Source organism: Serratia oryzae (assembly GCF_001976145.1).
Lineage (GTDB): Bacteria > Pseudomonadota > Gammaproteobacteria > Enterobacterales > Enterobacteriaceae > Chania > Chania oryzae.
Genome location: NZ_MOXD01000008.1, coordinates 109,821 through 134,814 on the forward strand (window position 1 = coordinate 109,821; position 24,994 = coordinate 134,814).

At 53.1% G+C, this 24,994-nt stretch carries 22 protein-coding genes; 3 read left to right on the forward strand and 19 right to left on the reverse strand.

The features are described from left to right. Positions 1–530: 530 nt before the first annotated feature. Both BMI79_RS15295 and ubiT read right to left on the reverse strand, forming a co-directional pair. Positions 531–1,034, reverse strand: a complete 504-nt coding sequence (locus BMI79_RS15295) for a GNAT family N-acetyltransferase (RefSeq protein WP_076943002.1) — start codon at positions 1,032–1,034, stop codon at positions 531–533. Further along, on the reverse strand, positions 1,028–1,549 hold the full coding sequence (gene ubiT, locus BMI79_RS15300) for a ubiquinone anaerobic biosynthesis accessory factor UbiT (protein WP_076943108.1): 522 nt from the start codon (positions 1,547–1,549) through the stop codon (positions 1,028–1,030). Before ubiT ends, BMI79_RS15295 begins: the two co-directional genes overlap by 7 nt. A 267-nt stretch (positions 1,550–1,816) precedes the next feature. On the opposite strand from ubiT, the gene ubiU reads away from it, so the two are divergent. Then, the gene (ubiU, locus tag BMI79_RS15305; protein WP_076943003.1) at positions 1,817–2,812 is read left to right on the forward strand and encodes a ubiquinone anaerobic biosynthesis protein UbiU; all 996 of its coding nucleotides are present in this window, start codon (positions 1,817–1,819) and stop codon (positions 2,810–2,812) included. Between the two features lie 11 nt (positions 2,813–2,823). Further along, complete coding sequence (locus BMI79_RS15310; RefSeq protein WP_076943004.1) at positions 2,824–3,702, forward strand: U32 family peptidase; 879 nt, start codon at positions 2,824–2,826, stop codon at positions 3,700–3,702. Between the two features lie 41 nt (positions 3,703–3,743). On the opposite strand, the gene BMI79_RS15315 is transcribed toward BMI79_RS15310, so the two are convergent. From BMI79_RS15315 to BMI79_RS15340, 6 genes are all read right to left on the reverse strand, one after another. Next, on the reverse strand, positions 3,744–4,286 hold the full coding sequence (locus BMI79_RS15315) for a fimbrial protein (RefSeq protein WP_076943005.1): 543 nt from the start codon (positions 4,284–4,286) through the stop codon (positions 3,744–3,746). A gap of 13 nt (positions 4,287–4,299) precedes the next feature. Next, a complete protein-coding gene (locus BMI79_RS15320; RefSeq protein ID WP_125828819.1) occupies positions 4,300–5,427 on the reverse strand; it encodes a fimbrial protein in 1,128 nt (375 codons plus the stop codon). A 16-nt stretch (positions 5,428–5,443) separates the two neighbouring features. Continuing rightward, the gene (locus BMI79_RS15325; protein ID WP_076943007.1) at positions 5,444–7,999 is read right to left on the reverse strand and encodes a fimbria/pilus outer membrane usher protein; all 2,556 of its coding nucleotides are present in this window, start codon (positions 7,997–7,999) and stop codon (positions 5,444–5,446) included. Between the two features lie 49 nt (positions 8,000–8,048). Further along, positions 8,049–8,774 carry a fimbrial biogenesis chaperone gene (locus BMI79_RS15330; protein WP_158069122.1) on the reverse strand — a complete coding sequence of 242 codons (726 nt, stop codon included), beginning with the start codon at positions 8,772–8,774 and terminating at the stop codon, positions 8,049–8,051. Positions 8,775–8,897: 123 nt separating this feature from the next. Further along, positions 8,898–9,470: a fimbrial protein gene (locus BMI79_RS15335; protein ID WP_076943009.1), complete on the reverse strand. Its 573-nt coding sequence runs from the start codon at positions 9,468–9,470 to the stop codon at positions 8,898–8,900. 70 nt (positions 9,471–9,540) lie between these two features. Continuing rightward, entirely contained in the window at positions 9,541–10,035 is a 495-nt protein-coding gene (locus BMI79_RS15340) for a winged helix-turn-helix domain-containing protein (protein WP_083704453.1), read from the reverse strand. A 705-nt stretch (positions 10,036–10,740) separates the two neighbouring features. On the opposite strand from BMI79_RS15340, the gene BMI79_RS15345 reads away from it, so the two are divergent. Continuing rightward, positions 10,741–11,754: a luciferase-like monooxygenase gene (locus BMI79_RS15345; RefSeq protein WP_197091742.1), complete on the forward strand. Its 1,014-nt coding sequence runs from the start codon at positions 10,741–10,743 to the stop codon at positions 11,752–11,754. A 55-nt stretch (positions 11,755–11,809) separates the two neighbouring features. On the opposite strand, the gene yedF is transcribed toward BMI79_RS15345, so the two are convergent. The 11 genes from yedF to nusA all read right to left on the reverse strand — a co-directional run bounded on the left by yedF (position 11,810) and on the right by nusA (position 24,977). Next, the gene (gene yedF / locus BMI79_RS15350; RefSeq protein ID WP_076943011.1) at positions 11,810–12,049 is read right to left on the reverse strand and encodes a sulfurtransferase-like selenium metabolism protein YedF; all 240 of its coding nucleotides are present in this window, start codon (positions 12,047–12,049) and stop codon (positions 11,810–11,812) included. Further along, positions 12,046–13,260, reverse strand: coding sequence for a selenium metabolism membrane protein YedE/FdhT (gene yedE / locus BMI79_RS15355; RefSeq protein ID WP_076943012.1), 1,215 nt, complete (start codon positions 13,258–13,260; stop codon positions 12,046–12,048). The genes yedF and yedE overlap by 4 nt, the downstream gene beginning before the upstream one ends. 143 nt (positions 13,261–13,403) lie before the next feature. Further along, a complete protein-coding gene (locus BMI79_RS15360) occupies positions 13,404–15,368 on the reverse strand; it encodes a DEAD/DEAH family ATP-dependent RNA helicase (RefSeq protein ID WP_076943013.1) in 1,965 nt (654 codons plus the stop codon). Then, the gene (gene yrbN, locus BMI79_RS24605; RefSeq protein WP_096335046.1) at positions 15,358–15,438 is read right to left on the reverse strand and encodes a protein YrbN; all 81 of its coding nucleotides are present in this window, start codon (positions 15,436–15,438) and stop codon (positions 15,358–15,360) included. The genes BMI79_RS15360 and yrbN overlap by 11 nt, the downstream gene beginning before the upstream one ends. Positions 15,439–15,555: 117 nt before the next feature. Further along, positions 15,556–16,440 carry a lipoprotein NlpI gene (nlpI, locus tag BMI79_RS15365; protein WP_076943014.1) on the reverse strand — a complete coding sequence of 295 codons (885 nt, stop codon included), beginning with the start codon at positions 16,438–16,440 and terminating at the stop codon, positions 15,556–15,558. A 128-nt stretch (positions 16,441–16,568) separates the two neighbouring features. Continuing rightward, positions 16,569–18,689, reverse strand: a complete 2,121-nt coding sequence (gene pnp, locus BMI79_RS15370; RefSeq protein ID WP_076943015.1) for a polyribonucleotide nucleotidyltransferase — start codon at positions 18,687–18,689, stop codon at positions 16,569–16,571. A gap of 239 nt (positions 18,690–18,928) precedes the next feature. Continuing rightward, positions 18,929–19,198, reverse strand: coding sequence for a 30S ribosomal protein S15 (gene rpsO / locus BMI79_RS15375; protein WP_004933502.1), 270 nt, complete (start codon positions 19,196–19,198; stop codon positions 18,929–18,931). Positions 19,199–19,332: 134 nt separating this feature from the next. Continuing rightward, the gene (gene truB, locus BMI79_RS15380; RefSeq protein WP_076943016.1) at positions 19,333–20,277 is read right to left on the reverse strand and encodes a tRNA pseudouridine(55) synthase TruB; all 945 of its coding nucleotides are present in this window, start codon (positions 20,275–20,277) and stop codon (positions 19,333–19,335) included. Further along, the gene (gene rbfA / locus BMI79_RS15385; protein WP_037396420.1) at positions 20,277–20,687 is read right to left on the reverse strand and encodes a 30S ribosome-binding factor RbfA; all 411 of its coding nucleotides are present in this window, start codon (positions 20,685–20,687) and stop codon (positions 20,277–20,279) included. The genes truB and rbfA overlap by 1 nt, the downstream gene beginning before the upstream one ends. 69 nt (positions 20,688–20,756) lie before the next feature. Further along, positions 20,757–23,444 (reverse strand): translation initiation factor IF-2, encoded by a 2,688-nt coding sequence (gene infB, locus BMI79_RS15390; RefSeq protein ID WP_076943017.1) that lies wholly within the window; start codon positions 23,442–23,444, stop codon positions 20,757–20,759. Positions 23,445–23,468: 24 nt separating this feature from the next. Next, entirely contained in the window at positions 23,469–24,977 is a 1,509-nt protein-coding gene (gene nusA / locus BMI79_RS15395; protein WP_076943018.1) for a transcription termination factor NusA, read from the reverse strand. Between the last annotated feature and the right edge of the window lie 17 nt (positions 24,978–24,994).

A 24,994-nucleotide genomic window follows, 5' to 3' on the forward strand; every position in this document is an offset into this window, starting at 1 on the left:
CTCGCATCGATAAAAAGACGGGAAGGCTAGCCTGCACATCAGCACGGGTATATGCGTGATATTCAATTCGCTGACAGCACAGGTGGAAAAAACGTTATGTAATCAACCTGACAGAAAATACATTGATATATTAGTTCAATAAAAAGGAAACGCAATTTCAAAAACACAGGCAACCTCACAAAAATGATGACGGATAACCTGTTTTAAGTATTATGTTAACCTCTTCGCTACCCTAGATCCGAGCTTACGTTAATCATCTTTACACTGCCTCTACGGCAGTAACCCTCCAAGAATTAAGCTAACTGCATTAATGATCATTGAATAACAATCTAAAAGGCTAAAAAAACCCTTTTTCAACCTATTCGTTTCTGCCTTTTAAAATCAACGCATTAGTTATTTCCTAAAAACAGGTGCAATAGCGCGTATGGAGCTAAAGCGATTAAAATATCGAATGAATTGGCTGACTGAAAAACAAAAAAAGAGGCGGGAGCTTCACCCACCTCTCTCACCGTAATACTTACTACTGCCCGTTAAAACCGCCCAAAAGGCGCCGAATACTCCACCAGCCCGCTCACGCCGTTAAGGGCATCTTCTGCCAGTGGGTAAACCTGAAATGCGGTTTCCGTACCCGGCCAACGGCAGTGCAGATCGTACTGGGCGGCGGCTCTGAAACCAAAACGCCCATAGTAGGCCGGATCGCCCAGCACCACGACGGCGGCATAGCTGAACTCGTTCAGCGCATCCAGCCCTTCGTATATCAGCTTTTCACCCAAGCCCTGGCGGCGCAGGCTTTCGTCAACCGCCAACGGCGCAAGCCCCACCCACTGACGATCGACGCCCGCCACATCAACCGGGCTGAAGGCCGCATAGCCAACCACACCGCCTTGATCGTCGGTGGCAACGATACCCAGCGTCAGCAGGCCGTCTTCACGCAGTTGCTGCACGAGATCGGCTTCATCATCACGGCCAAAAGCCCTGCGCAGCAAAGCATCAATACCCGCGGCATCAACCGGAATTTCAACACGGATCAGCATGGCTGCGGCACACGGGAGGATTGCACCGTGCCCTCCAGCAAACCGGCTTCAACAAAGGCCGCCAGTTGCAGCAGGCCAACGCGCAGCGGCGCAGGCATGGCATCCAGATCGATGGCGTCCATCAGATTTTTTACGTACAGGCCCAATTCGGTATCTCCTTCAATCTGCAGCCGACGCTGGAAAAACAGCGTATCGGGATCTTGCTTACGCGCTGCAATCAACACCAGATCGTTGGCGTCACCGCTGAAGCTGACATCCGCCTCAGCCTGTTGGCTCACCACCAACCTGCCGTTTTCAACCGTCATAAACCATTGCAGTGCCAGATCGCGCACCTCAATCTTCAGCCAACGCGATTCGAGAAAATCTAAATCCCCGTCCACCAACGCCTGACGAAACTGCCAGCCCAGCACCTGTTCCAGAAGCTGACGCTGCAGAGCAAACGGCGTGAATTTTAGCGGCACGCGCAACAGCGACGGCCCCTGACGCACAATGCGTGCCCGTAGTTTTTCCAACACTGTCATTCACTCCTTTCCACTCAGTCTGCCGCTATTTTGCCACATTGGCACACGGCATCACCGGCCTATATCAACAAATAGTGCAATTAACACCCACAGTCACCTTTCTATCAATACGCCAGAAACTGCCTCAAATCAAAACCTGTTAACAGCAGGTTGACTAAAATTATCCCCCCGTTGACCTCATTGCCGGGCGCAAACCTTAACCGGCAACCATTATCACAGCGTATGCCTTACTAGGCATACGGCTGAATCAGGATTAAATCTATGGAGCTGCTTTGCCCCGCCGGTAATCTGCCGGCCTTGAAAGCTGCGGTGGATAATGGCGCAGACGCCGTTTATATCGGCTTGAAAGACGATACCAACGCACGCCACTTCGCCGGGCTGAATTTTACCGAGAAGAAGCTGCAAGAAGCGGCCGAGTATGTGCATCGGCATGGGCGCAAACTGCATATCGCCATCAATACCTTTGCCCACCCCGATGGCTATGCCCGTTGGCAGCGCGCCGTGGATATGGCCGCGCAACTCGGGGCCGATGCGCTGATCCTGGCCGACCTGGCGATGCTGGAATACGCCGCACAACGCTATCCGCAGGTCGAGCGTCACGTTTCGGTGCAGGCTTCCGCAACCAATGAAGAAGCCATCCGCTTTTATCAGCGCCATTTTGATGTCGCCCGCGTGGTGCTGCCACGGGTGCTGTCGATGCATCAGGTCAAACAGCTTTCGCGCACCAGTCCGGTGCCGCTGGAAGTATTCGCCTTCGGCAGCCTGTGCATCATGGCCGAAGGGCGCTGTTATCTCTCTTCTTACCTGACGGGTGAATCCCCCAACACCGTAGGCGCCTGCTCGCCCGCGCGTTTTGTGCGCTGGCAGCAAACGCCGCAGGGGATGGAATCACGCCTGAATGATGTGCTGATCGATCGTTATCAGGACGGCGAAAACGCCGGTTATCCTACGCTGTGCAAAGGCCGCTATCGGGTGGATAACGTGCTCTATCACCCGCTGGAAGAGCCCACCAGCCTGAACACGCTGGAGCTGTTACCGGAGCTGTTGGCCGCCAATATCGCCTCGGTGAAGATCGAAGGCCGCCAGCGCAGCCCGGCCTATGTCAGCCAGGTGGCGCGCGTCTGGCGGCAGGCGATCGATCGTTGCAAAGCCAATCCGGCGGCCTATCAGGCCGATGCTGCCTGGATGGAAACACTCGGTGCAATGTCCGAAGGCACCCAGACTACACTCGGCGCCTATCACCGCAAATGGCAGTAGCAGGAGGAACCATGAAATATGCCTTAGGCCCGGTGCTCTACTACTGGCCAAAAAACGATGTGGAGGCGTTTTATCAGCAGGCCGCCAATAGCAGCGCCGACATTATCTATCTTGGCGAGAGCGTCTGCACCAAACGGCGCGAGATGAAAGTGGGCGACTGGCTGGCGCTGGCGCAGGAGATCGCCAAATCCGGCAAGCAGGTGGTGATCTCCACTCTGGCGCTGCTGCAAGCGCCTTCAGAACTGAACGAACTGAAGCGCTATGTGGAAAACGGCGAGTTCCTGATCGAAGCCAACGATCTCGGCACGGTGAATATGGCCGCCGAGCGCGGTTTGCCGTTTGTCGCCGGGCATGCGCTCAATTGTTACAACGCCTACACGCTGCGCCTGTTGCATCAGCAGGGCATGACCCGCTGGTGTATGCCGGTGGAGCTTTCCCGCGATTGGCTGGTGAACCTGCTGAACCAGTGCGAAGAGCTGGGGTTCCGCCAACGGTTTGAGGTGGAGGTGCTGAGCTATGGCCATCTGCCGCTGGCCTATTCCGCGCGCTGCTTTACCGCGCGTTCGGAAAACCGCGGTAAGGACGAATGTGAAACCTGCTGTATTAAATATCCACAAGGGCGCATGGTCAACTCACAGGAAAATCAGCAGGTGTTCGTGCTGAACGGTATTCAGACCATGAGCGGTTATTGCTACAACCTGGGTAACGAACTGGCTGGAATGCAGGGGCTGGTGGATATTGTACGCCTGTCACCGCAAGGGGAGGAGACACTGGCGATGCTCGATCGCTTCCGCGCCAACCAGCAGGGAGCGCAGCCGTTGGCGCTTGCCGATCGCGCTGAGTGCAACGGTTACTGGCGACGCGTGGCCGGGTTGGAACTGGTGCCATAACTCACGGGGTTGCGGGGAGAAGCATTCTCCCCGCCAAGCCATCAGTCGTAGGAAATATTAAACTGTATCGCGCTTTTCACTCGCCCGGGTGTGGCTCGGCCAGTGGCGTAATACTCATATTCAATATCACACTGGCTCTGATTATTGACGATCACCGCGCACCCCACGCGCGGGCTGGTGCGTAAATCCAACGGCGTATCATTCATCAACAACCTGATTTCGACGTTTGTAGCCTCATCACTCAAGGTATTAACCAGATTACCGGTACTCGCATTGACGGTGGCACCATTATTCAACGTAATATAAGGGGTATACCCATTGGTACAATGTGTCCCGCCAATATGGATGCTGCCCTGAGTGCGGCCATGAGTCATGCCTAGGCTATTCAGATTCCCCATGTACACCTGCGGTAGCACCCAATCGTAGGTCTTGTTGTCTTGCCCCTCGATACTATCGAAATAGCAGGTGGCGATCTTAATAGAGCCCGTGACATTAAGCACCCCGGTGGAAGCGGCCTGCACGCTTGCAGCATAACCGAACAGCACCAGCACAGAGAGGCTTTTTAACGTATTCGCTATTTGCATTTCACGCTCCCGGTCACTGATAGGTGATCATAAACTCGATTTGAGCATCAGCCTTGCCTGCCCGGATCGGGGTCGCAGTCTGAATATACGTGGCCTTAACCCCTAAGTTGTAATTACTGCCACGATCTTCAATAAAGGTAATGTAGTTAGCCAGATCGATATCCCGATTAAACTTGGCTATCTGATAACCGCCGTTCTCCTGTCTGAAGCTCAGTTGTACTCCGACGCCCGCAGCTGCATCCCCAGCTTCGGTATTCAGCTTCGAAATCCCCTGTTCAGCGTCTTCAAACCCATTGCGTGGCGTTAGCCTGATGTTGATAAGATTAGGTTTCATAATGCCGTAAGAGGTGGTGCCATAAAACGCCGGGCAATCAGAGAGGACAATCTGGGTTTCGGCGATGCCGGCGGTACTGCCCACACCGCTAAACTCATCCGGGTAATGCTCACCCAGCGGTAGGTAATAGTTGCTGCCCACGTTGCAAGTTGCCGGGATCACCGTTAAATTACCAAGCACCGAAGTTCTGCGAAACACAAAATTCACCCCGTTGCCATCAAATGAAGTACTGTACTTCGGCATATCGCTACTGGTGACTGTCCCGCTCCCCACGTTATTGGCCGTTTTGATAAAATCGACATTGAAAGTCAGCGGAGTCTCGCCGTTTTGGCCAGAAAAATAGACAATGGTGTCGCTGCTGTTTGAGAGAAATGCAGGGAGCCTTCCAGGTATATATAAACGTTGATCACCATTGGGGGTACTCTGCCATAGTGCTACCCCTACACCAGGGATGTTGGTATTGAATACCATAGGAAACGAGCTATCGCTATACGTTGATTGTCCGTAGGGTGTACTAGTCACCGTAGCGACTAAATCATAAATACCAGCCTTACACAGCAAAGCCGCACCACTGCCATTAGTTTGAATCCGCTGGGAATAAATCACGCTGCCAATCGGCAAACTCTCACCCACGGTGACATAACCACCGATGTTTAAGCGTGTCTCAAGCGGCGAAATCACGGTGGAAGAACTATCCCAATCACAACCAGCGTTAGTCGCTGCCGCACTTTGCACATATAACCCTGCGCAAAGCAGCAACGATACCGCCACTCCTGACGCGATTCTTGTTTTCATCTGTTTTCTCATTAACCTTGGCGCTCTGTTATTGGCAGACACCCTGAATCACAGGCCTGCTCTCGTCAGTTGAGGACGCGGGTAGCGAATAGTGGATACTGCAATGTTCTGTTTGCGCATCGCCCCATCTCACCAGCAGCACTCCCGATGGTGCCAAATCATGGGCAATCACCAGACTCGCCTGCCCGACGATGCCAATAGCGTTGTTTTGCGCGTCATAAACATTCGCGGCAAAAGGCAGTGGTGTGCCGTCCTTACGCTTCGCCTTGATGTAAGTGACTGTGCTGTTCTTGGTTTCATAATCGAGCAGCACCAGTGCTCCGGCGCGAGGAACGGCGGTACTTTTGCTAGACAGCAGCTCAACATCCTGTGAAGTGCCCTTAGGATCGAGATCCACCTGATTCAGGTAGTAAGGGCGCAGATAAGGCACTATCGCATAACCAAAACGATCGACCTCCACGCCGGAGGCGTTGGTAACCAGAGCCCCTTTCGCACCCGGAGCACGCACCAAACCGCTGGTTTCCCCCAGCGTTTGCCCCAACGTGATACCACCACGGTGAACCACAATCGCACCGTCGATACTGGATGACAGCTGCCGGTTGCCCTGACCGTAGCTATAGCTGGCACCCATATTCGCTTGCGGTGCGCGATAGCCCACGCCGCTGTTGAAAAAGTTACCATTCGATGCGGTATCACGGCTGGTGCTGACGACATAGTTAAACTGGTTCTGCTCACCGGCATTCCCCGATAGCCCAACCAGAGCATTGCTGCCCTTGCTGTCGGTAGTCCCGGTCATATTCAGCGTAGGAGCATGAGTACTCGCCCCCAGAGGCAGAGAAAGACTTAGAGAGTACTGGGTTTCACGTCGATCCAGCGTGCCGTCTTGCCCCCCTGAAAACTGGCCGCTCAACGTCCGGTTAATCGAGAAGGTGTAGCTGAGGTTGTGCCAGAAATTGCTGTAGCCGATTTGCATGCTCTGCTGTGAGCCATCCTGGTTCCAATAAGTAATATGGCTACCAGTGGCATACAGGCTGCCCCAACGCTCGCCCAGCGGCTGGCTCACCGACAGCGTAAACATACTGCGCTGCCGCCCGTAACCGTTGATATCTTCATTACGCAAAGCCAAATCGCGCAACTGTACGGCGTCATTCAAATTCAGGAAGCCGTCGGTTGAATAGCGATAGGCCATCACCGAGAAACTGGTCTGCGTTTCTGCATACACCTGGCTGAAGCCGACACGGTAGCTTTGCCCTGAACGTTGATCCTGATCGGGTAGGCGAGTGATTGATTGAGTAACATCCAGAGAGAGTGCGCCGGCAGGCGTGTTAAAAGCACCGCCCAGCAAGGCTGAAAAATAACTTTCGCTACCGACCACGCCGGTATAGCCAGTGACCAGATTAGTCAGGCCAAGCTGGTAGGTCAGGCTGCCAAAATCAGGTTTATCCACCAACCCACTGGTATTGATTTTACCTGCGGCGACTTCATAACGGCTGATACCGGGCCGCAACATCTGGGTGACCGAGGCATAAGGAACCGCAAAGGAGCGAACCTGACCATTGGCTTCTTCGATCCGTACCGTCAGTTCGCCACCGTAGCTGGTGGGATAGAGATCGTTGATCTCAAACGGCCCGGGCGAAACGGTAGTGGTATAAATGGTAAAACCGTTCTGCACGATGGTGACTCTGGCGTTGGTATTGGCAACGCCACGTACGACGGGAGCGTAGCCGCGCAGGGAATCTGGCAGCATGCGATCGTCTGAGTACATTCTGACGCCGCGGAAACGGATACCGTCAAACAGCTCACCGCTGGTGAAGGCATCACCGATGATCAATTGCGATTTCAGCGCCGAAATATCGCGGCCAACATAGGTAGAGGTGCTTTTGTAGCCATCGCCACCACCGCCTGACACCCAGTTGACGGCCCCATTATTGCGCACGCGCCAGGGGCCAACATTCAAGCCATTACGCAACCCGAGATAACCGTAGGTATTGGTATTTTCCCGCTGCTTGGATTGATACAGGTTGGCATTATAGTTAACCATCAAAGCGGTCAGGCCATCTTCCCATAGCTTGGGGCTGACATAACCGCGTGGTGCTCTATTCAACAGCAATTGTGGTATCGACAGCGTCAGCTTTTGCTCGCCAGGATCAAAACTGGCTGAGGCACCGGGCAGGATCTCGCTGAGCGAACCGCAATATCCTTCGGACTCCAGTTGACTCAGATGCTGCGGTGGCGTCTGTTCCAGCAGTTTGTTTTCGCTCAGATTGAGCAGGGAGAAAAAGCTACCGCTGTAGCAAGGCGTGGTGGCATATTGACTGCCAGACTGTGATTTAAAACGGATCTCTTCGTTGCCGAGCGGTTGCCCGTTTAGTTCAATGAGCGCACTGTAAACACCGGGAACCACCACGTTGCCGCGGCTGAACTGGGCAGGATCGAACTTCCCGGCTTTACCGCCAGGAAAGAAGCTGGGATCAAACTTCACCTCTTCCGGCACATCTGCGGCATAGGCAGACGTAGCCGAAATCATGACATAAGACAGGATCCACTTCAGTCCCGTTTTTCTTGCTGGTTTATACGTAGCCATAGCATCCTTGACGACTCTGATAAGCCAATAATCCTAAAAAACGACAATGCTAACGAGTTAGTGGGTAGGTTTTTTCTACAAACGCCCCATAGTCATTGATCGCACTGGCCGTTATAGTGTTCGGCAACCCGCCAGCAGTGTTACCACTGCGTTTAATCTGAAATGCCTGCTCAGAGAAGGGAGCAATCATGCCACCGTTACTTCCTGCCATCACGGCCTTCGCTGTGCCAATCAGCCGCACAGAGGCGTAACTGATGTAATAAGGAGTGGGATTCTTGCCAATAAGTTTTTCCCCTTGCAAACGCCAACTCACCTGGCCGATGACGTCAGGAGACAGGCCCTTCAACGTAACGGGGCGGTAAAACACTTTCAGGCGGTTGCGATAGGCAATAGAGAGATAATTCTTGTCCCCTTTCGACTGAGGAGGAACTTCCAGCACGTTAATCCAGTAAAGCGTTTCGCGATCGGTTGCCTGATTTGCAGTGGGTGTCGCGGCAATACGCAGCGTTTGTGCTTTGTTCGGTTCAATACGTGAAACCGGTGGCATAATAGTAAAAGGAACGTCACTGTCTTCAGGAGAGGAATTAGCATCTCCACTATCAATCCAGGATTGAACCAACAAAGGAACACGGCTTTTATTTTCCAGCTTCAGCGTGACTTCTTTTTCATTCGAGGGGTAGATAACGCGAGTGCCAGAAATAACAATACCTGCATGCAGGCATGAAGAAAATAATCCGGCGACAAGCACCAATGATGACAACCAATATCTTTCCATGAAGAACATTACCGCCTTGTAAGTATATCCCCATCACCTTTCAGGCTGCAGATTGAAAGGTTAGGGTATAACGCTATTAAACAGGGCCCTGCCTAAGCAGGCCCCTGTCACTACTGCTATAATTTACTGATAAACAATACTGTATTTAACCGTAGAGGTTACCGGGCCTGCGGACGCCGGGCCATCTACTGCAATATACTGACCAAAGTACGAATACTCCGCCGTATTATTGGCGATGGTTTTTGGCGCATAGTTGTTGGTACCAGCCCACAAGTTGATCGGGTTATTGGTATCAGCATTCAGGATTTGCACCTGAACGTTTTGAGCCGGGTTCGATGCAGCCGGTGCGGTATTCTTCAACCAACCTGTGGTTCTATCAATGGCTGGGCTAGTTGGCTCGAAATACACTTGAGCCACCTTACCATTGGTACAGTTGGTGTCAGTAGGGCCACCCAGCGTTATTTTAAACGGCGTGGCGTTTGCCGTGGCACCAGCGTAACTCAGTGCGCTGACCTGAACCTGTTTCAAATCGACGTTCACATCAACCGCACCATTTGGATTCTGGCCGTTGATCTGACAAGTGGTATCAATGACCTCGCCGGTGAAATTGATATTACCATCAATAGCAAAGGCAGAAGTTGCAGTCAGACCGCCCATGACACATGCGATGGTCATTAATAAAGTATTTCTTTTCATTTAAATAACTGTCCTGTTAATTGTCCTTAAACACTCTGAATCTCTGGGATTAACCGTAGTTTCAGAGCCATTATTTCACTTTATAGTGAAATCCTGTCTCCCTATGAGTTGCACCCCAAAAACTATACAAAGGTACAATCAGTGCTCCTTGCAATGTATATCCTTTTCCGCGTGAGGCTTTAATAAAACTGTCATCTATACCAATAGTTGCCAACCGCGTTTTAAGTTCACTAATCACCTGGGTGAGTCTGGTGGAAGAGGAGGATAGATTATAGTTCTCCCAGACATTCACCAGTATGTCTTTGTTAGAAACATAACCAAGGCTTGCATTCTCCAATAAATAAACCAACAATCTCATCATCGTCTCGCGCAATTTAAAATAGTTGCTAAAACGATGGTCATAATGACTATTATATTCTATAGTATTATATAGTTTGATGACTGACCCAGACTTTATATCAACCTGGAACTCATCGTTAACGACGTAGCCAAAAAGCATCAATTTGTTCGCATCAATCTTAATAGTTGATTTTTCTGCATCTATCTTTTGGCCTGCGGTGTCCATTCTCACTCCATAGCATCACTGCTGTAACTGCTTAACTATTTTATTTTTAAGTTAAAATACCGTGCTCATATATTATCTGCCCGGTCTATATTATTGACTGGGATTATAATGTCAATTCATAAACATAAAAAAAATCGCACATAAAACAGAATTAAAAACCAAATTAATAATTTTAAATAAATAAAAAAGATTATATCGCTTTATTATTTTATTTTTACAGACAAAAACACCAATCATGCAAAAAAATTAATGCATAAGCATGAAATTCTTTTTTTGCCATTTATTTGGATAGGTTTTTCGTTAATTTTGAGCTTAATTCTCATTGACTAATATTAAAACATGATATCGACATATTGGCTGACTGTCATTCCGGCATTTTCACATGCTTCCCTTTCTTAATTCCCTGCTCTTATTAATTAATCGCATTGCTCATGAAGCCTGCTGATTATTCGAATAAAATAAAATAGAAAATCAATTGATTTTCAATATGTTTTAATTTCAATACATTTTTAAAATTAATTATTCATACGGGAATAAACTGCAATACACCTAAGAATTATTGATTCCCTTCAAAATCGCTCAAGCACGGATATCCCTTTTTCTCACCGCGAATTGGATTATGCTTTCATCGCTTGCAGATCCCCACACTCGCCCTTTAAGCGATTACACTCACAGGCAGCAGCCTTAAGCACAATGGACGATGAAATGACTGAAAACACACAGGTGCCGCTTTCGGTATTGGACTTATCCCCTATCCCTCTGGGCGCAAAACCACGAGATGCGTTCCATTTCTCACTGGATTTGGCACAACATGCTGAAAAGTGGGGATATCAGCGCTACTGGATGGCAGAACATCACAATATGACCGGTATCGGTAGCGCGGCGACTTCTGTGCTACTGGGCTATCTGGCGGCGGGCACCACCAGCATCCGCCTCGGCTCCGGCGGCGTGATGCTGCCAAACCATTCGCCACTGGTGATTGCTGAACAGTTCGGTACGCTGGAATCGCTCTACCCTGGGCGCATCGATCTGGGGCTTGGCCGTGCGCCAGGCACCGATCAGCGTACCATGATGGCGTTACGCCGCCACCTCTCCGGTGATGTGGATAACTTCCCGCGTGACGTGCAGGAACTGCAACGCTACTTCGGTGAAGTGCAGCCAGAGCAAGCGGTGCAGGCCGTTCCCGGCCAAGGGCTGCACGTGCCAATCTGGCTGCTGGGCTCCAGCCTGTACAGCGCACAGCTGGCAGCGAAGCTCGGCCTGCCGTTTGCCTTTGCCTCTCACTTCGCCCCAGACATGCTGTTTCAGGCGCTGAACCTGTACCGTGAAAACTTTACCCCTTCCGCACAGTGCCAGCGGCCGCATGCCATGGTGTGCGTGAACGTGATTGCTGCCGACAGCGATCGCGACGCGCGTTTCCTGTTTACCTCCATGCAGCAACAGTTCATCAATCTGCGTCGAGGGTCGCCAGGGCCACTACCACCACCGGTAGACAATATTCACGCCCTGTGGACTGCCGGCGAGCAATATAGCGTTGATCAGGCACTGCGCATGTCGATCGTCGGTAGCGAAAGCACGGTGCACCAAGGACTGCAAACGTTGCTGCGTGAAACCGACGCCGATGAGATCATGGTTAACGGCCAGATTTTTGATCATCAGGCGCGTTTACAGTCGTTTGAGATTGTTGCCGGGGTGAAAGGCGACTTAATGAAGAGATAGGGGTTACGTATCGGTGATGCCCCTCTCCCTGCGGGAGAGGGTTGGGGTGAGGGGCTCAGCGTTGGATCAGGTAGCGAATAGTTGGGCCATCCTGCTGAATATCCAGCACCTTATAGCCGTGGTTGCGGGCGTCCAGCGGGATGTTGTTGATCGACTGCGGGCAGTCACTGATGACTTCCAGTATTTCACCCGGTTTAAGCTGGGGCATCGCCTCCAGCGTCGCTACTGCCGGGTAGGGACAAGGTTCACCCACCATATCCAGCCGATAATCGGGCACAACGTTTGCCTGTTTCATGATGCACTCCTTAAGTCAGCCGCCTGCGCATCCGACTTGACGCGGAAAAAGCGTTTTTCCCACCACAGCATGGCGGCAAAAGCGATTGCCAGCAGCAGGTAGGTTACCAGCAACCCACCGATTGGCCCGAAGACCTCCAACAGGTTGATTTTATCGTAATGGGTGGCGAGCCCCGGGGCCAGATCGTCCCAATAATACGCCAACAGCGTTGCCCCGATGATATTCCCCAGGCCAACCCACCAGTAATGAATCTGCCCTTCAACTGCACGATACATCCAACCGGTTTCACAACCACCGGCCAGTACGATACCAAAACCAAACAACAAACCACCGATGACCGCATTCGGCCCAGCCCACATGATCTTCGGCGCAACCCCCAGTTGCACATAGCTGAAAATGCCAATAGCGCTCACCGCCATGCCAAGAATAATCGCTTTGGCCATATGGGTGCGGCCGGTGATCCACAGATCGCGGAACGCCGAAGTGAAGCAGATCTGCGCTCGTTCAATCAGCAGGCCAAAGCCGATACCAAACAGCATTGCAATGCCAAGCTTCGGGGCATCGAACAGGGTCCATAATGACCAGGCCACGGCCAGGCAAAAAATCACCATGCCCAAGCGGAAACGGCGGCGCGCCTGCTCCGGCTTCTGCGTTAACGGCGCGGCGGCACTGACCTTTTGCAGCTTCACAGGGATACGGAACATAGGCAGCAGGGTAAATTTCGCGCCGAAGTAAGAGCCTGCGGCGGTCGCCAGGGCGAAGAACCAGGCGTGCAATGAAAACTGTGGGATCCCGGTGAAAAAGGCAGCCAGGTTACACCCCATTGCCAGGCGGGCACCAAAACCGGCAATAATGCCCCCCAGAAGCGCCTGTACGATGCGGATACGGTGCTGTGGCATGCGTAACTTGACGTTATTCGCCCACAGCGCGGCGGCGATACAGCCGGCAAACATGCCGATAATCATCCTGCCATCGATACGCTCGAGCGGCGTGCCCTGCAGGCCAATCACTTTGAAATAGCCCCACTGCTCAGGGTGGAAACGCAATCCCTGCAGCACATGGCCCCCCCAGCGGGTGAACTCGCCGGTTACCGCCCAGAAGGTGCCTGTCATGCCAAAGTAGTAGGTAGACAGGATCCCGGCCGCCATCACCGCCGGTAAGGGTGCCCAAAAACGCACCAGATACTGAGATTTGAATTGCTGCCAGTTCATGGCATCTCCTGTGCACAATATTCGTAAAATAAACCTTGCGAATGATACGTCATTTATTTCTTTTCACCGCTATTCAGGCACAAAAAAACCAGCCCGAGGGCTGGTTGTTTAAACGAGTTAACCGCACGCGGTTAAATCAGCAATTATGCATCACCAAAACGGCGACGTGGCGCAGCGGGTGCGGCATCGTCACGGCGTGGTGCTGGCTTGCGACGCTCACCACCGGCAACGCTACCCCCTTCACGACGTTCACCGAAAGAACGACGTGGAGCACCAGCCCCTTCACGACGTTCACCGAAAGAACGACGTGGAGCACCAGCCCCTTCACGGCGCTCGCCGTTGAATGAACGTGGAGCACCACCGCGACGCTCACCGCCGTTGCCACCAGCAGGACGCTCACGGCGCTCATGTGGCTGTGCATCGCCCAGCAGTTGCATGTTCATCGGCTTGTTCAGAATGCGGGTGCGAGTGAAGTGATTCAGGATCTCGCCCGGCATGCCTTTTGGTAGCTCAATGGTGGAGTGGGAAGCAAACAGCTTGATGTTACCAATGTAACGGCTGCTGATGTCGCCTTCGTTAGCGATAGCACCAACGATATGACGAACTTCTACGCCGTCATCCCGGCCCACTTCAATGCGGTACAGTTGCATCTCACCAACGTCACGGCGCTCACGACGTGGGCGATCGCCACCGTCACGGCTGTCTGAACGTGCATCACGACGACGCTCACCGCCACGCTCGTCACGCTCGTTGAACTCACGGCGCTGACGTGGTTTGAACACCGGATCCGGTGGCAGGATCAGAGGACGTTCGCCCTGGGCCATTTTCAGCAAGGCTGCGGCCAAGGTTTCCATATCCAGATCTTCTGCCGGCTGCAGTTTAGCCAGCAGAGCACGGTACATGTCCAGATCGCTGCTTTCCAATTGCTGCTGCACTTTAGCGGCAAACTTGGCCAGACGGCGCTCACCCAGCAGTTCTGCGTTCGGCAGCTCGACTTCTGGAATGGTCAGCTTCATGGTGCGCTCGATGTTGCGCAGCAGGCGACGTTCGCGGTTTTCCACGAACAGCAGCGCGCGACCAGCACGGCCAGCACGGCCGGTACGGCCGATGCGGTGAACGTAAGACTCTGAATCCATAGGGATATCATAGTTCACCACCAGGCTGATACGCTCAACGTCCAGACCACGGGCTGCCACGTCGGTAGCGATCAGGATATCCAGGCGGCCATCTTTCAGGCGCTCCAGAGTCTGCTCACGCAGGGCCTGATTCATATCACCGTTCAGGGCAGCACTGTTGTAACCGCTGCGCTCCAGCGCTTCGGCCACTTCCAGAGTGGCGTTTTTGGTACGTACGAAAATGATCGCCGCATCAAAATCTTCTGATTCCAGGAAACGCACCAGCGCTTCGTTTTTACGCATGCCGTGCACAGTCCAATAGCTCTGGCTGATGTCCGGGCGCGTTGTTACGCTAGACTGAATGCGCACTTCCTGCGGCTCTTTCATAAAGCGGCGGGTAATACGGCGAATCGCTTCCGGCATGGTGGCAGAGAACAGCGCGGTCTGATGTTCAGCCGGGATCTCCGCCATGATGGTTTCTACATCTTCGATAAAGCCCATGCGCAACATTTCATCGGCTTCGTCCAACACCAGGCCTTTGAGGCTGGAGAGGTTCAGCGTGCCACGCTTCAGGTGATCCAGCAGACGGCCTGGAGTACCTACCACGATCTGTGGCCCCTGGCGCAGAGCGCGTAGCTGCACGTCATAACGCTGGCCGCCGTACAGGGCAACCACATTAACGCCATGCATATGCTTAGAGAAATCGGTCATTGCTTCAGCAACCTGAACCGCCAGTTCGCGGGTCGGTGCCAGCACCAGGATTTGCGGTGCCTTCAGAGCTGAATCAAGATTGTGCAGCAGTGGCAACGAGAACGCTGCCGTTTTACCGCTCCCGGTCTGCGCCATGCCCAGCACGTCGCGACCGTTCAACAGGTGAGGAATACACTCAGCCTGGATCGGTGATGGTTTTTCGTAGCCCAGATCGGTCAGGGCAGCAATGATCGGAGCGGATAGCCCCAGGTCAGCAAAAGAGGTTTCAAACTCAGTAGTCATGTACACGTGCCTCATTAATAATGGCAGCCAGTCTACATAACTCGTCGAGAAAATTTTCAGTCATTTTCATTGAAAAGTGTGAACCGGCTCAAATTAGATTGTAAAACAGACAAAAAAGCCCTCGCCCGCCAAGGCGATTACTTTGGTTAAAAAACCAATGTAAATCAGGCTGATAGATGTCCGTCAGCTATTGCTGGTCCGATTCCGATAGGTCGTCTTGTTCTTGGCTTAACATCGCCAATTCCAACAATGCATAGCGGTGCTCAACAAAGTTATGAACGTTGTTAGCCACCGTCAGTTTGAACAGCGCCAAAGCGGTGTCCTTGTCCCCCAGACTTAGGTAATACTTACCTAAATAGAAGTCAGTTTCACTGAGATGCTCAGCGAGCGAAGTGTTATCCGTTGCATCTGCCTTGAGGCGTTCCATCAGCGTTTTTTCGCTGATTTTGCCCAGGTAGAATTCGACAATATTCCATCCCCATTGCCCTCGGTTCGCCTTGTCATAACGCTGCTGGAGCATTACGGCAGCTTTCTTGGGATCGATTTCTCTTTCCACCAGATAAAGCCACAACGAACGGAAGGGATCGTTTGGGTCGTCTTGATAAAACGCCTGCAGATCATCCTGCGCCAACGGGAAGCGACCACCATAATACAGTGCAATGCCCCGGTTTAAACGCGCGTAATTGTAAGTTGGATCAAGCTCTAGTACAGAATCAAACGCTTCATAGGCAGCATCAAAATTGCCTGCCTGCGTTAAGTAAATGCCCAGGTAGTTGAAAACTTCCGGCATATCAGGACGTATCGCCAGCGCTTGTGAGAAATCATTGCGCGCCAGTGCACGTAGCCCGAGACTATCATACAGCACACCGCGCTCATATAAAAGCTGCGCACGCTCATCGTCCGTCAGTGCCCGGCTGGCAAGTATTTGTTCCATGCGCGCCAGGATCACTTCCTGCTGCAGCGTTGGCTGCAACGGGATAGCCAGAACTTCGTCTTTACGCCAATCATGGTTGCTGCATCCTGCCAGCATAAGTGCTGTCGCAACATAACACCAGCGCAAGAAAGGCTTCATTTCCCACTCCCGAAGACAAACATTGGATGAACGTCCTGTCCTCCGCTTGCTAATACGCAGATATCCTACCCACGTGATAAGAACAGCTCCCAGCCACAAGGCGGGGAGCTGTAAAACTTCTGGTACCGTTATTCTGCTTCAGGAGCCGGTGCGGCCGCCGTTTCTGGCGCCGTCGCTTCTTTGATGCTTAAGCGTACACGGCCCTGACGATCAACTTCCAGTACCTTAACCGGAACTTCCTGGCCCATCTGCAGATAGTCAGTCACTTTCTCAACACGCTTGTCAGCGATTTGAGAAATATGCACCAGACCTTCTTTACCACCGCCGATAGCCACGAAGGCACCGAAATCAACGATACGGGTCACTTTGCCCTGATACACGCGGCCAACTTCGATCTCAGCAGTGATTTCTTCGATGCGACGAATCGCATATTTCGCTTTCTCGCCATCGGTAGCAGCAATTTTCACTGTACCATCATCTTCAATTTCAATGGTCGTGCCAGTCTCTTCAGTCAACGCACGGATCACAGAACCACCCTTACCAATCACATCTTTGATCTTGTCTGGATTGATGCGGATAGTGTGGATACGTGGTGCAAACTCAGAGATATCGCCACGCGGCGTGCTGATTGCCTGTTCCATCACGCCCAGAATGTGCAGACGCGCACCCTTGGCCTGGTTCAGAGCTACCTGCATGATTTCGCGGGTAATGCCTTCAATTTTAATGTCCATCTGCAGCGCGGTAATACCGGCACGGCTACCGGCCACTTTGAAGTCCATGTCGCCCAGGTGATCTTCGTCACCCAGAATGTCGGACAGAACGACAAAGTTGTCTTGCTCTTTCACCAGGCCCATTGCGATACCCGCAACCGCGGCCTTGATCGGTACACCTGCATCCATCAGTGCCAGAGAAGCACCACACACCGAAGCCATGGAAGAAGAACCGTTGGATTCTGTGATTTCAGACACCACACGCACGGTGTAAGGGAAATCTTCTGGCTTAGGCATCATAGCCAATACGCCGCGTTTCGCCAGGCGGCCGTGACCGATTTCGCGACGCTTAGGTGAACCGACCATGCCGGTTTCACCCACGGAGTACGGAGGGAAATTGTAATGGAACAGGAAGTTATCGGTCTTCTCGCCCATCAGTTCGTCAAGGCTCTGCGCGTCACGTGCCGTACCCAGCGTGGCAGTAACCAGCGCCTGAGTTTCGCCACGGGTGAACAGCGCTGAACCGTGAGTGCGCGGCAGCACGCCAGTACGCACGTCCAGACCACGGATCATGTCTTTCTCACGGCCATCAATGCGCGGCTCGCCACGCAGCACACGGCTACGTACCACATTCTTCTCAACGTTACCCAGAATGTCCTGAATTTCGGCGGCATCCAGCGTTTCGTCCTGCGCCAGCAGAGTTTCCACTACGCTGTCTTTGATCGCATCAACCTGAGCATAACGCTCTTGCTTTTCGGTAATGTGGTAAGCATCGCCCAGGCGGCTTTCTGCCAGTTCAGCCACGCGCGCATGCAGCGCTTCGTTGACCGGAGCCGGCTGCCAATCCCACTTCGGTTTGCCCGCTTCAGCAACCAGAGCGTTGATATTTTCAATCACCACTTGCTGTTGGTCATGACCGAACACCACCGCGCCCAGCATCTGATCTTCGCTCAGCACATCAGCTTCGGATTCCACCATCAGCACCGCACCGGCAGTACCGGCAACCACCAGATCCAGGCGGCTTTCTTTCAGCTCATCGGTAGTAGGGTTCAGCACATACTGATCGTTGATATAACCCACACGCGCTGCACCGATTGGGCCATTGAACGGAATACCGGACAGGCTCAGGGCAGCAGAAGCACCGATCATCGCCACGATGTCCGGGTTAATCTGCGGATTAACGGAAACCACGGTGGCAATCACTTGCACTTCGTTCAGGAAGCTGTCCGGGAACAGTGGGCGGATTGGACGGTCAATCAGGCGGGAGGTCAGGGTTTCGCCTTCGCTCGGACGGCCTTCACGACGGAAGAAGCTGCCTGGGATACGGCCAGCAGCGTAGGTACGCTCCTGATAGTTCACGGTCAGCGGGAAGAAGCTCTGACCAGGCTTGGCCTTTTTCTGGCCTACAACGGTAACGAATACTGCGGTGTCATCCATGCTTACCATAACGGCGGCAGTGGCCTGACGTGCCATCATACCGGTTTCAATAGTAACGGTATGTTGGCCATACTGGAATTTGCGAATGATCGGTGTCAGCAAAATTTAATCCTTAATTAACGGCGCGCAATCGTAATGACGACTCGACACGCCAGTGACTCACTTGCCTTCACATTACATCCTCGCGACTAATGACAACCCTTATCTGCCTGAGATAAAGCCTCTCATTAGCCGCGCGAACCTCTGTAACGGAAGGTCCTCATATTACATTAACCTGATTTACTTATGCTTCCTAGAAGAAAGGGGCCACATTTGGCCCCTTTCCACTGAAACTTGCTAGATTAGCGACGCAGACCCAGACGCTCGATCAGGCTGGTATAACGTGCTACATCTTTACGCTTCAGGTAGTCCAGCAGCTTACGACGCTGAGAAACCATACGCAGCAGACCACGACGGCTGTGGTGATCTTTTTTGTGCTCTGAGAAGTGGCCTTGCAGATGGTTGATCTGCGCAGTCAGCAGGGCAACCTGAACTTCGGTAGAACCGCTGTCGTTAGTACCACGACCAAAATCAGCTACGATTTGAGCTTTAGCTTCAACACTTAGAGACATTGTCATACTCCAGATTATAGATAAAAAATACGGGCGCCGATCTCTAATTCAGCAACCCAATGCATAAGCTGCGCTATTCTACTCTTATCCCCGCCATCCTTCAAGCTATCGGGGAGCTGCGCGGGGCAAGGCGATCAGTCGAAATATTCAACCACCAGACGGCGCGGCGCGACTCGCCCGTCGTCAGCAATCTCGCCAATGCCGATAAATTTACGCTCTTCACCTTCGGTGATACGCACCAAGCCAGAAGCGGGTGCCCCTGCAACCTGCACCGGCTGCCCCTGCTTAACGTAACCGGCTACCACGGGCAGTAAATTCACCTCAGGGAAATCTTCTGCCGGGCTGTCCATTGGCATCAACAGCGGATCGAGCAGTTCGCTTGCAGCGATTCCCTGCTCCTCGGCCAGTGCCACCAGGGCATGCAACTGCTCCGATGTGACCATGCGCGCGATCGGATACTTCGCCACCTGCAGGCGGCGCAGGTAAATCACATGCGCGCCGCAACCCAGCAATTCACCGAGATCGTCGGTGATGGTACGAATATAGGTGCCTTTCGAACAATGGACTTCCAGCTCCAGTTCATCCCCTTCCCAACGGATAAACTGCAGCTCGTAAACGGTGATGCTGCGCGCTTCACGTGGCACTTCGATACCCTGACGCGCGTATTCATACAGCTTTTTACCCTGATACTTCAGGGCTGAATACATTGATGGCACTTGCTGGATATCCCCCCGGAATGTCTCCAGTGCGGCATCAAGCTGGGCCTGCGTGAAGTTAATCGGCCGCTCCTGCACCACCTGCCCATCGGCATCCGACGTATCGGTACGCTGGCCCAAGCGGGCAATCACGCGGTAACGCTTGTCAGAATCGAGCAGATATTGTGAGAACTTGGTCGCCTCACCCAGACAGATCGGCAGCATACCCGTTGCCAGTGGGTCGAGCGCGCCGGTGTGGCCCGCCCGATTGGCATTGTAGATACGTTTTACTTTCTGCAGGGCGTCATTGGACGACAGGCCCTGCGGTTTATCCAGCAACAATACGCCGTGGATGTCACGGCCACGGCGGCGCGGGCGACTCATTAAGCCTCCTCGTCATCACCTGATGCAGAACGGCGTTCAGCATCATTCTTCACCACGTTGGTCACCAGGTTAGACATACGCATGCCTTCAACCAGTGAGTTATCGTAGGCGAAAGTCAGTTCAGGAACCACACGCAGGCGCATGGCTTTGCCCAGCAGCGTGCGGATATAGCCGGAAGCGTCCTGCAACGCTTTGATGCCGTTGGTCACCAAGTCCGGATCGTGATTTTCAGTCAATACGTTCAGGAAAGTGACATAAACTTTGGCGTACGCCAAATCGCGAGACACTTCTACACCTGAAACGGTTGCCATGCCGATTCGCGGGTCTTTGACTTCACGCTGCAAAATGATCGCAATTTCTTTTTGCATTTCTTGTGCCACGCGCTGGCCGCGGCTGAATTCTTTTGCCATTTGAGTATCCTCCAGACAAATCGGGGGGCCACGTGGCCCCCCAGAACAAAGTTAAGCGTTATACCAAGCTTAAGCGATAGTGCGCTGGATCTCGATAATTTCAAACACTTCGATCATGTCGCCAACGCGCACGTCGTTGTAGTTCTTAACACCGATACCACATTCCATACCGTTACGGACTTCGTTGACGTCATCTTTAAAGCGGCGCAGGGATTCCAGCTCGCCTTCATAGATCACCACGTTGTCGCGCAGAACACGGATTGGGTTGTGACGTTTAATCGTGCCTTCGGTAACCATACAGCCGGCAACAGCGCCGAACTTAGGTGATTTGAACACGTCACGCACTTCAGCCAGACCGATGATCTGCTGTTTGTACTCAGGCGCCAGCATACCGCTCATCGCCTGCTTCACTTCGTCGATCAGGTTATAGATCACGGAGTAGTAACGCAGATCCAGGCTTTCTGCTTCGATCACGCGGCGCGCAGAAGCATCGGCACGCACGTTGAAACCCAGGATGATGGCGTTGGAAGCGGCAGCCAGAGTCGCGTCGGTTTCGGTGATCCCACCTACGCCGGAGCCGACAATCTTCACTTTCACTTCGTCGGTAGAAAGTTTCTGCAGTGAGTCAGAAATCGCCTCACACGTCCCCTGTACGTCAGTTTTCAGTACGATGTTCAGTTCAGAAATTTCACCTTCGGTCATGTTGGCAAACATGTTTTCCAGCTTAGATTTCTGCTGACGCGCCAGTTTGACTTCACGGAACTTGCCTTGGCGATACAGCGCAACTTCACGCGCTTTCTTCTCGTCACGCACCACGGTCGCTTCATCACCCGCCGCAGGAACGCTAGACAGGCCCAGGATCTCAACCGGGATAGAAGGACCCGCTGAAGTCACTTCGCGGCCCAGCTCGTCACGCATCGCACGTACGCGGCCATATTCAAAGCCACACAGCACGATGTCGCCTTTGTTCAGCGTACCCTCCTGAACCAGCACGGTAGCCACTGGGCCACGGCCTTTATCCAGGAAGGATTCGATCACCACGCCGCTCGCCATACCACTGCGAACCGCTTTCAGTTCGAGAACTTCGGCTTGCAGCAGAATAGCGTTCAGCAGTTCGTCGATACCGGTACCGGCTTTTGCCGATACGTGAACGAACTGCGCTTCACCGCCCCACTCTTCTGGCATAACGCCATACTGGGACAACTCTTGCTTAACGCGATCCGGATCGGCTTCTGGCTTGTCGATTTTGTTAACCGCAACCACCAATGGCACTTTCGCTGCCTGAGCATGCTGAATAGCTTCGATGGTTTGTGGCATCACGCCGTCGTCGGCTGCAACCACCAGAACCACGATATCGGTCGCCTTGGCACCACGGGCACGCATAGAGGTAAAGGCTGCGTGGCCTGGGGTATCCAGGAAGGTGATCATACCGTTTTCGGTTTCAACGTGGTAGGCACCGATGTGCTGGGTAATACCACCGGCTTCACCCACCGCCACCTTGGTGGAGCGGATGTAGTCAAGCAGAGAGGTTTTACCGTGGTCAACGTGGCCCATGATGGTCACAACCGGCGCACGCGCCTCGGCTGCAGCACCGGTATCACGATCGCTCATCAGCGCTTCTTCTAGTTCGTTCTCACGACGCAGGATCACTTTGTGGCCCATCTCTTCGGCAACCAACTGAGCGGTTTCCTGGTCGAGGACCTGGTTGATAGTGGCCATAGCGCCCAACTTCATCATCGCTTTGATGACCTGGGAGCCTTTCACCGCCATCTTGTTTGCCAATTCAGCAACGGTGATGGTTTCGCCGATGATTACGTCACGGTTCACCACCTGAGCAGGCTTGTTGAAGCCTTGCTGCAGGGTACTTGGCTTACGCTTGCTTTTACCACCACGGGTTACCGCTCGGGCTTCTTCGCGATCGGCTTTAGACTCGGAGAGCTTGTTGCCTTTCTTCTGCTTGGTGGCCTTGCCACCGCGAGTGCGGCTGCGGCGTTCGCCTTCAACTTTAGCGTCGTTTTCATCTTCGGCTGCACGGGCGTGCTGAGAAGTGGTCACGTGGTAATCGGCTGTTTCAACCGCAGCGCTTGCTGCTTCAGCTTCTGCCCACTTCTCACCATTCTCTTCGGCCATACGGCGCGCTTCTTCCGCTACGCGTTTGGCTTCTTCCTCAACTTTACGGCGCACTTCCTCTTCCGCTTTACGTTTCAGTTCAGCGGCTTCGGCCTCACGGCGTGCTTTTTCTGCCTGAGCTGGCTTGGTCATTTCGTCGGTACGTTGATTGGTCACTTTTTCTTTTTCCGCTGAATTACGCTTAGCAATCTCCGCGGCCTCACGTTTGGCTTGCTCTTCGGCTGCGCGCTTCGCTTCTGCTTCGCGTTTCGCTAGCTCTTCCGCTTCGCGCCGTGCCTGCTCTTCCGCTTCACGCTGTGCCTGCTCTGCCGCTTCAGCCTGTTGAGCTTCTTGCGTATCGCGATTTACATAAGTGCGTTTCTTGCGGACCTCAATTTGCACCGATTTACTTTTACCGCCGGTGCTCGGAATATTCAAGGTGCTACGCGTTTTGCGCTGCAACGTGAGTTTACCTGGTGCACTACCGTGTTCACGGTTCAAGTGCGCCAGCAAGGTTTCTTTCTCATGCTGGGTCACAGAGTCAGTTTCTGACTTGTTGATCCCAGCATCAGCAAACTGCTGTACCAGGCGATCAACTGGAGTCTGAATCTCTGCTGCCAGCGATTTTACGGTTACATCTGTCGTCATGCTGTTCCTTCCTGCTACAGTTTATTACGCGTTGTCGCCAAACCAACAGATATTACGGGCGGCCATAATCAGCTCGCCGGCCTGCACATCGCTAAGCCCTTCAATATCAGCCAGATCGTCAACACCCTGCTCGGCAAGATCTTCCAGCGTACAAACCCCACGCGCGGCCAGTTTAAAGGCCATGCCGCGCTCAAGACCTGGGAGGTTGAGCAAATCATCAGCAGGTTTTTGGTCGCCCAGGCTTTCTTCCTGAGCCAGAGCCAGCGTGGTCAATGCAGCTTTGGCGCGATCGCGCAACGCTTCAACGGTATCTTCATCCAGTCCGTCAATTTCCAGCAGCTCTTTGATCGGTACATAGGCCAACTCTTCTAGCGTTGAGAAGCCCTCTTCGACCAAAACGGTAGCGAAATCTTCGTCGATATCAAGATACTTGGTGAAGGTATCAATGGCGGCATGAGCCTCGGCCTGATGCTTGGCCTGCAGATCGTCCGCCGTCATCACGTTCAGTTCCCAGCGATCATCATCACGATGCTGTTTCAACAACTGGGAAGCTAAACGCACGTTTTGGCCATTACGGCCGATCGCCTGTGCCAGATTGCTGGCTTCAACGGCGATATCCATCGTGCACCGGTCTTCATCCACCACGATCGAGGCAACATCTGCCGGAGCCATGGCGTTAATGACGAACTGTGCAGGGTTATCATCCCAGAGGATGATATCAATACGTTCCCCGCCAAGCTCGCTCGAAACGGCCTGGACGCGGGCACCGCGCATACCCACGCAAGCACCGACCGGATCGATACGCTTGTCGTTGGTCTTCACAGCAATTTTTGCACGGGAGCCTGGATCGCGGGCTGCCGCTTTAATCTCAATCACTTCTTCACCGATTTCCGGCACTTCGATACGGAACAGTTCTTTCAGCATATCCGGGCTGGAACGGCTGACGAACAGTTGCGCGCCACGCGCTTCAGGGCGCACAGCGTACAGCACACCGCGGATACGGTCACCCGGGCGGAAGTTTTCGCGCGGCAGCATGTCTTCACGGCCAATCACCGCTTCGGCGTTGCTGCCCAGATCCAGCGCGATGCTGTCACGGTTAACCTTTTTCACCACGCCGGTGACGATCTCACCTTCGTGTTCACGGAAAGCATCCACCACCATCGCACGTTCGGCTTCACGCACTTTCTGTACGATAACCTGTTTTGCGGTTTGGGTTGTGATGCGGTCAAAGGTGACGGATTCGATTTGATCTTCGATATAGCCACCCAACTCAATGGATGGATCTTCGTACTGCGCCGCTTCCAGCGTGATTTCACGCGTGGGTTGCGTCACTTCTTCGACGGCAACCCAACGGCGGAAGGTATCGAAATCGCCGGTTTTGCGGTCAATGCTGACACGCACGTCGATTTCCTGCTCATACTTTTTCTTGGTTGCGGTGGCTAATGCGGTTTCCAGCGCTTCAAAAATCTTCTCACGCGGAAGGGATTTTTCATTGGAAACAGCTTCAACAACAGCCAGAATCTCTTTGTTCATCCTAGTTGCCTCATCCA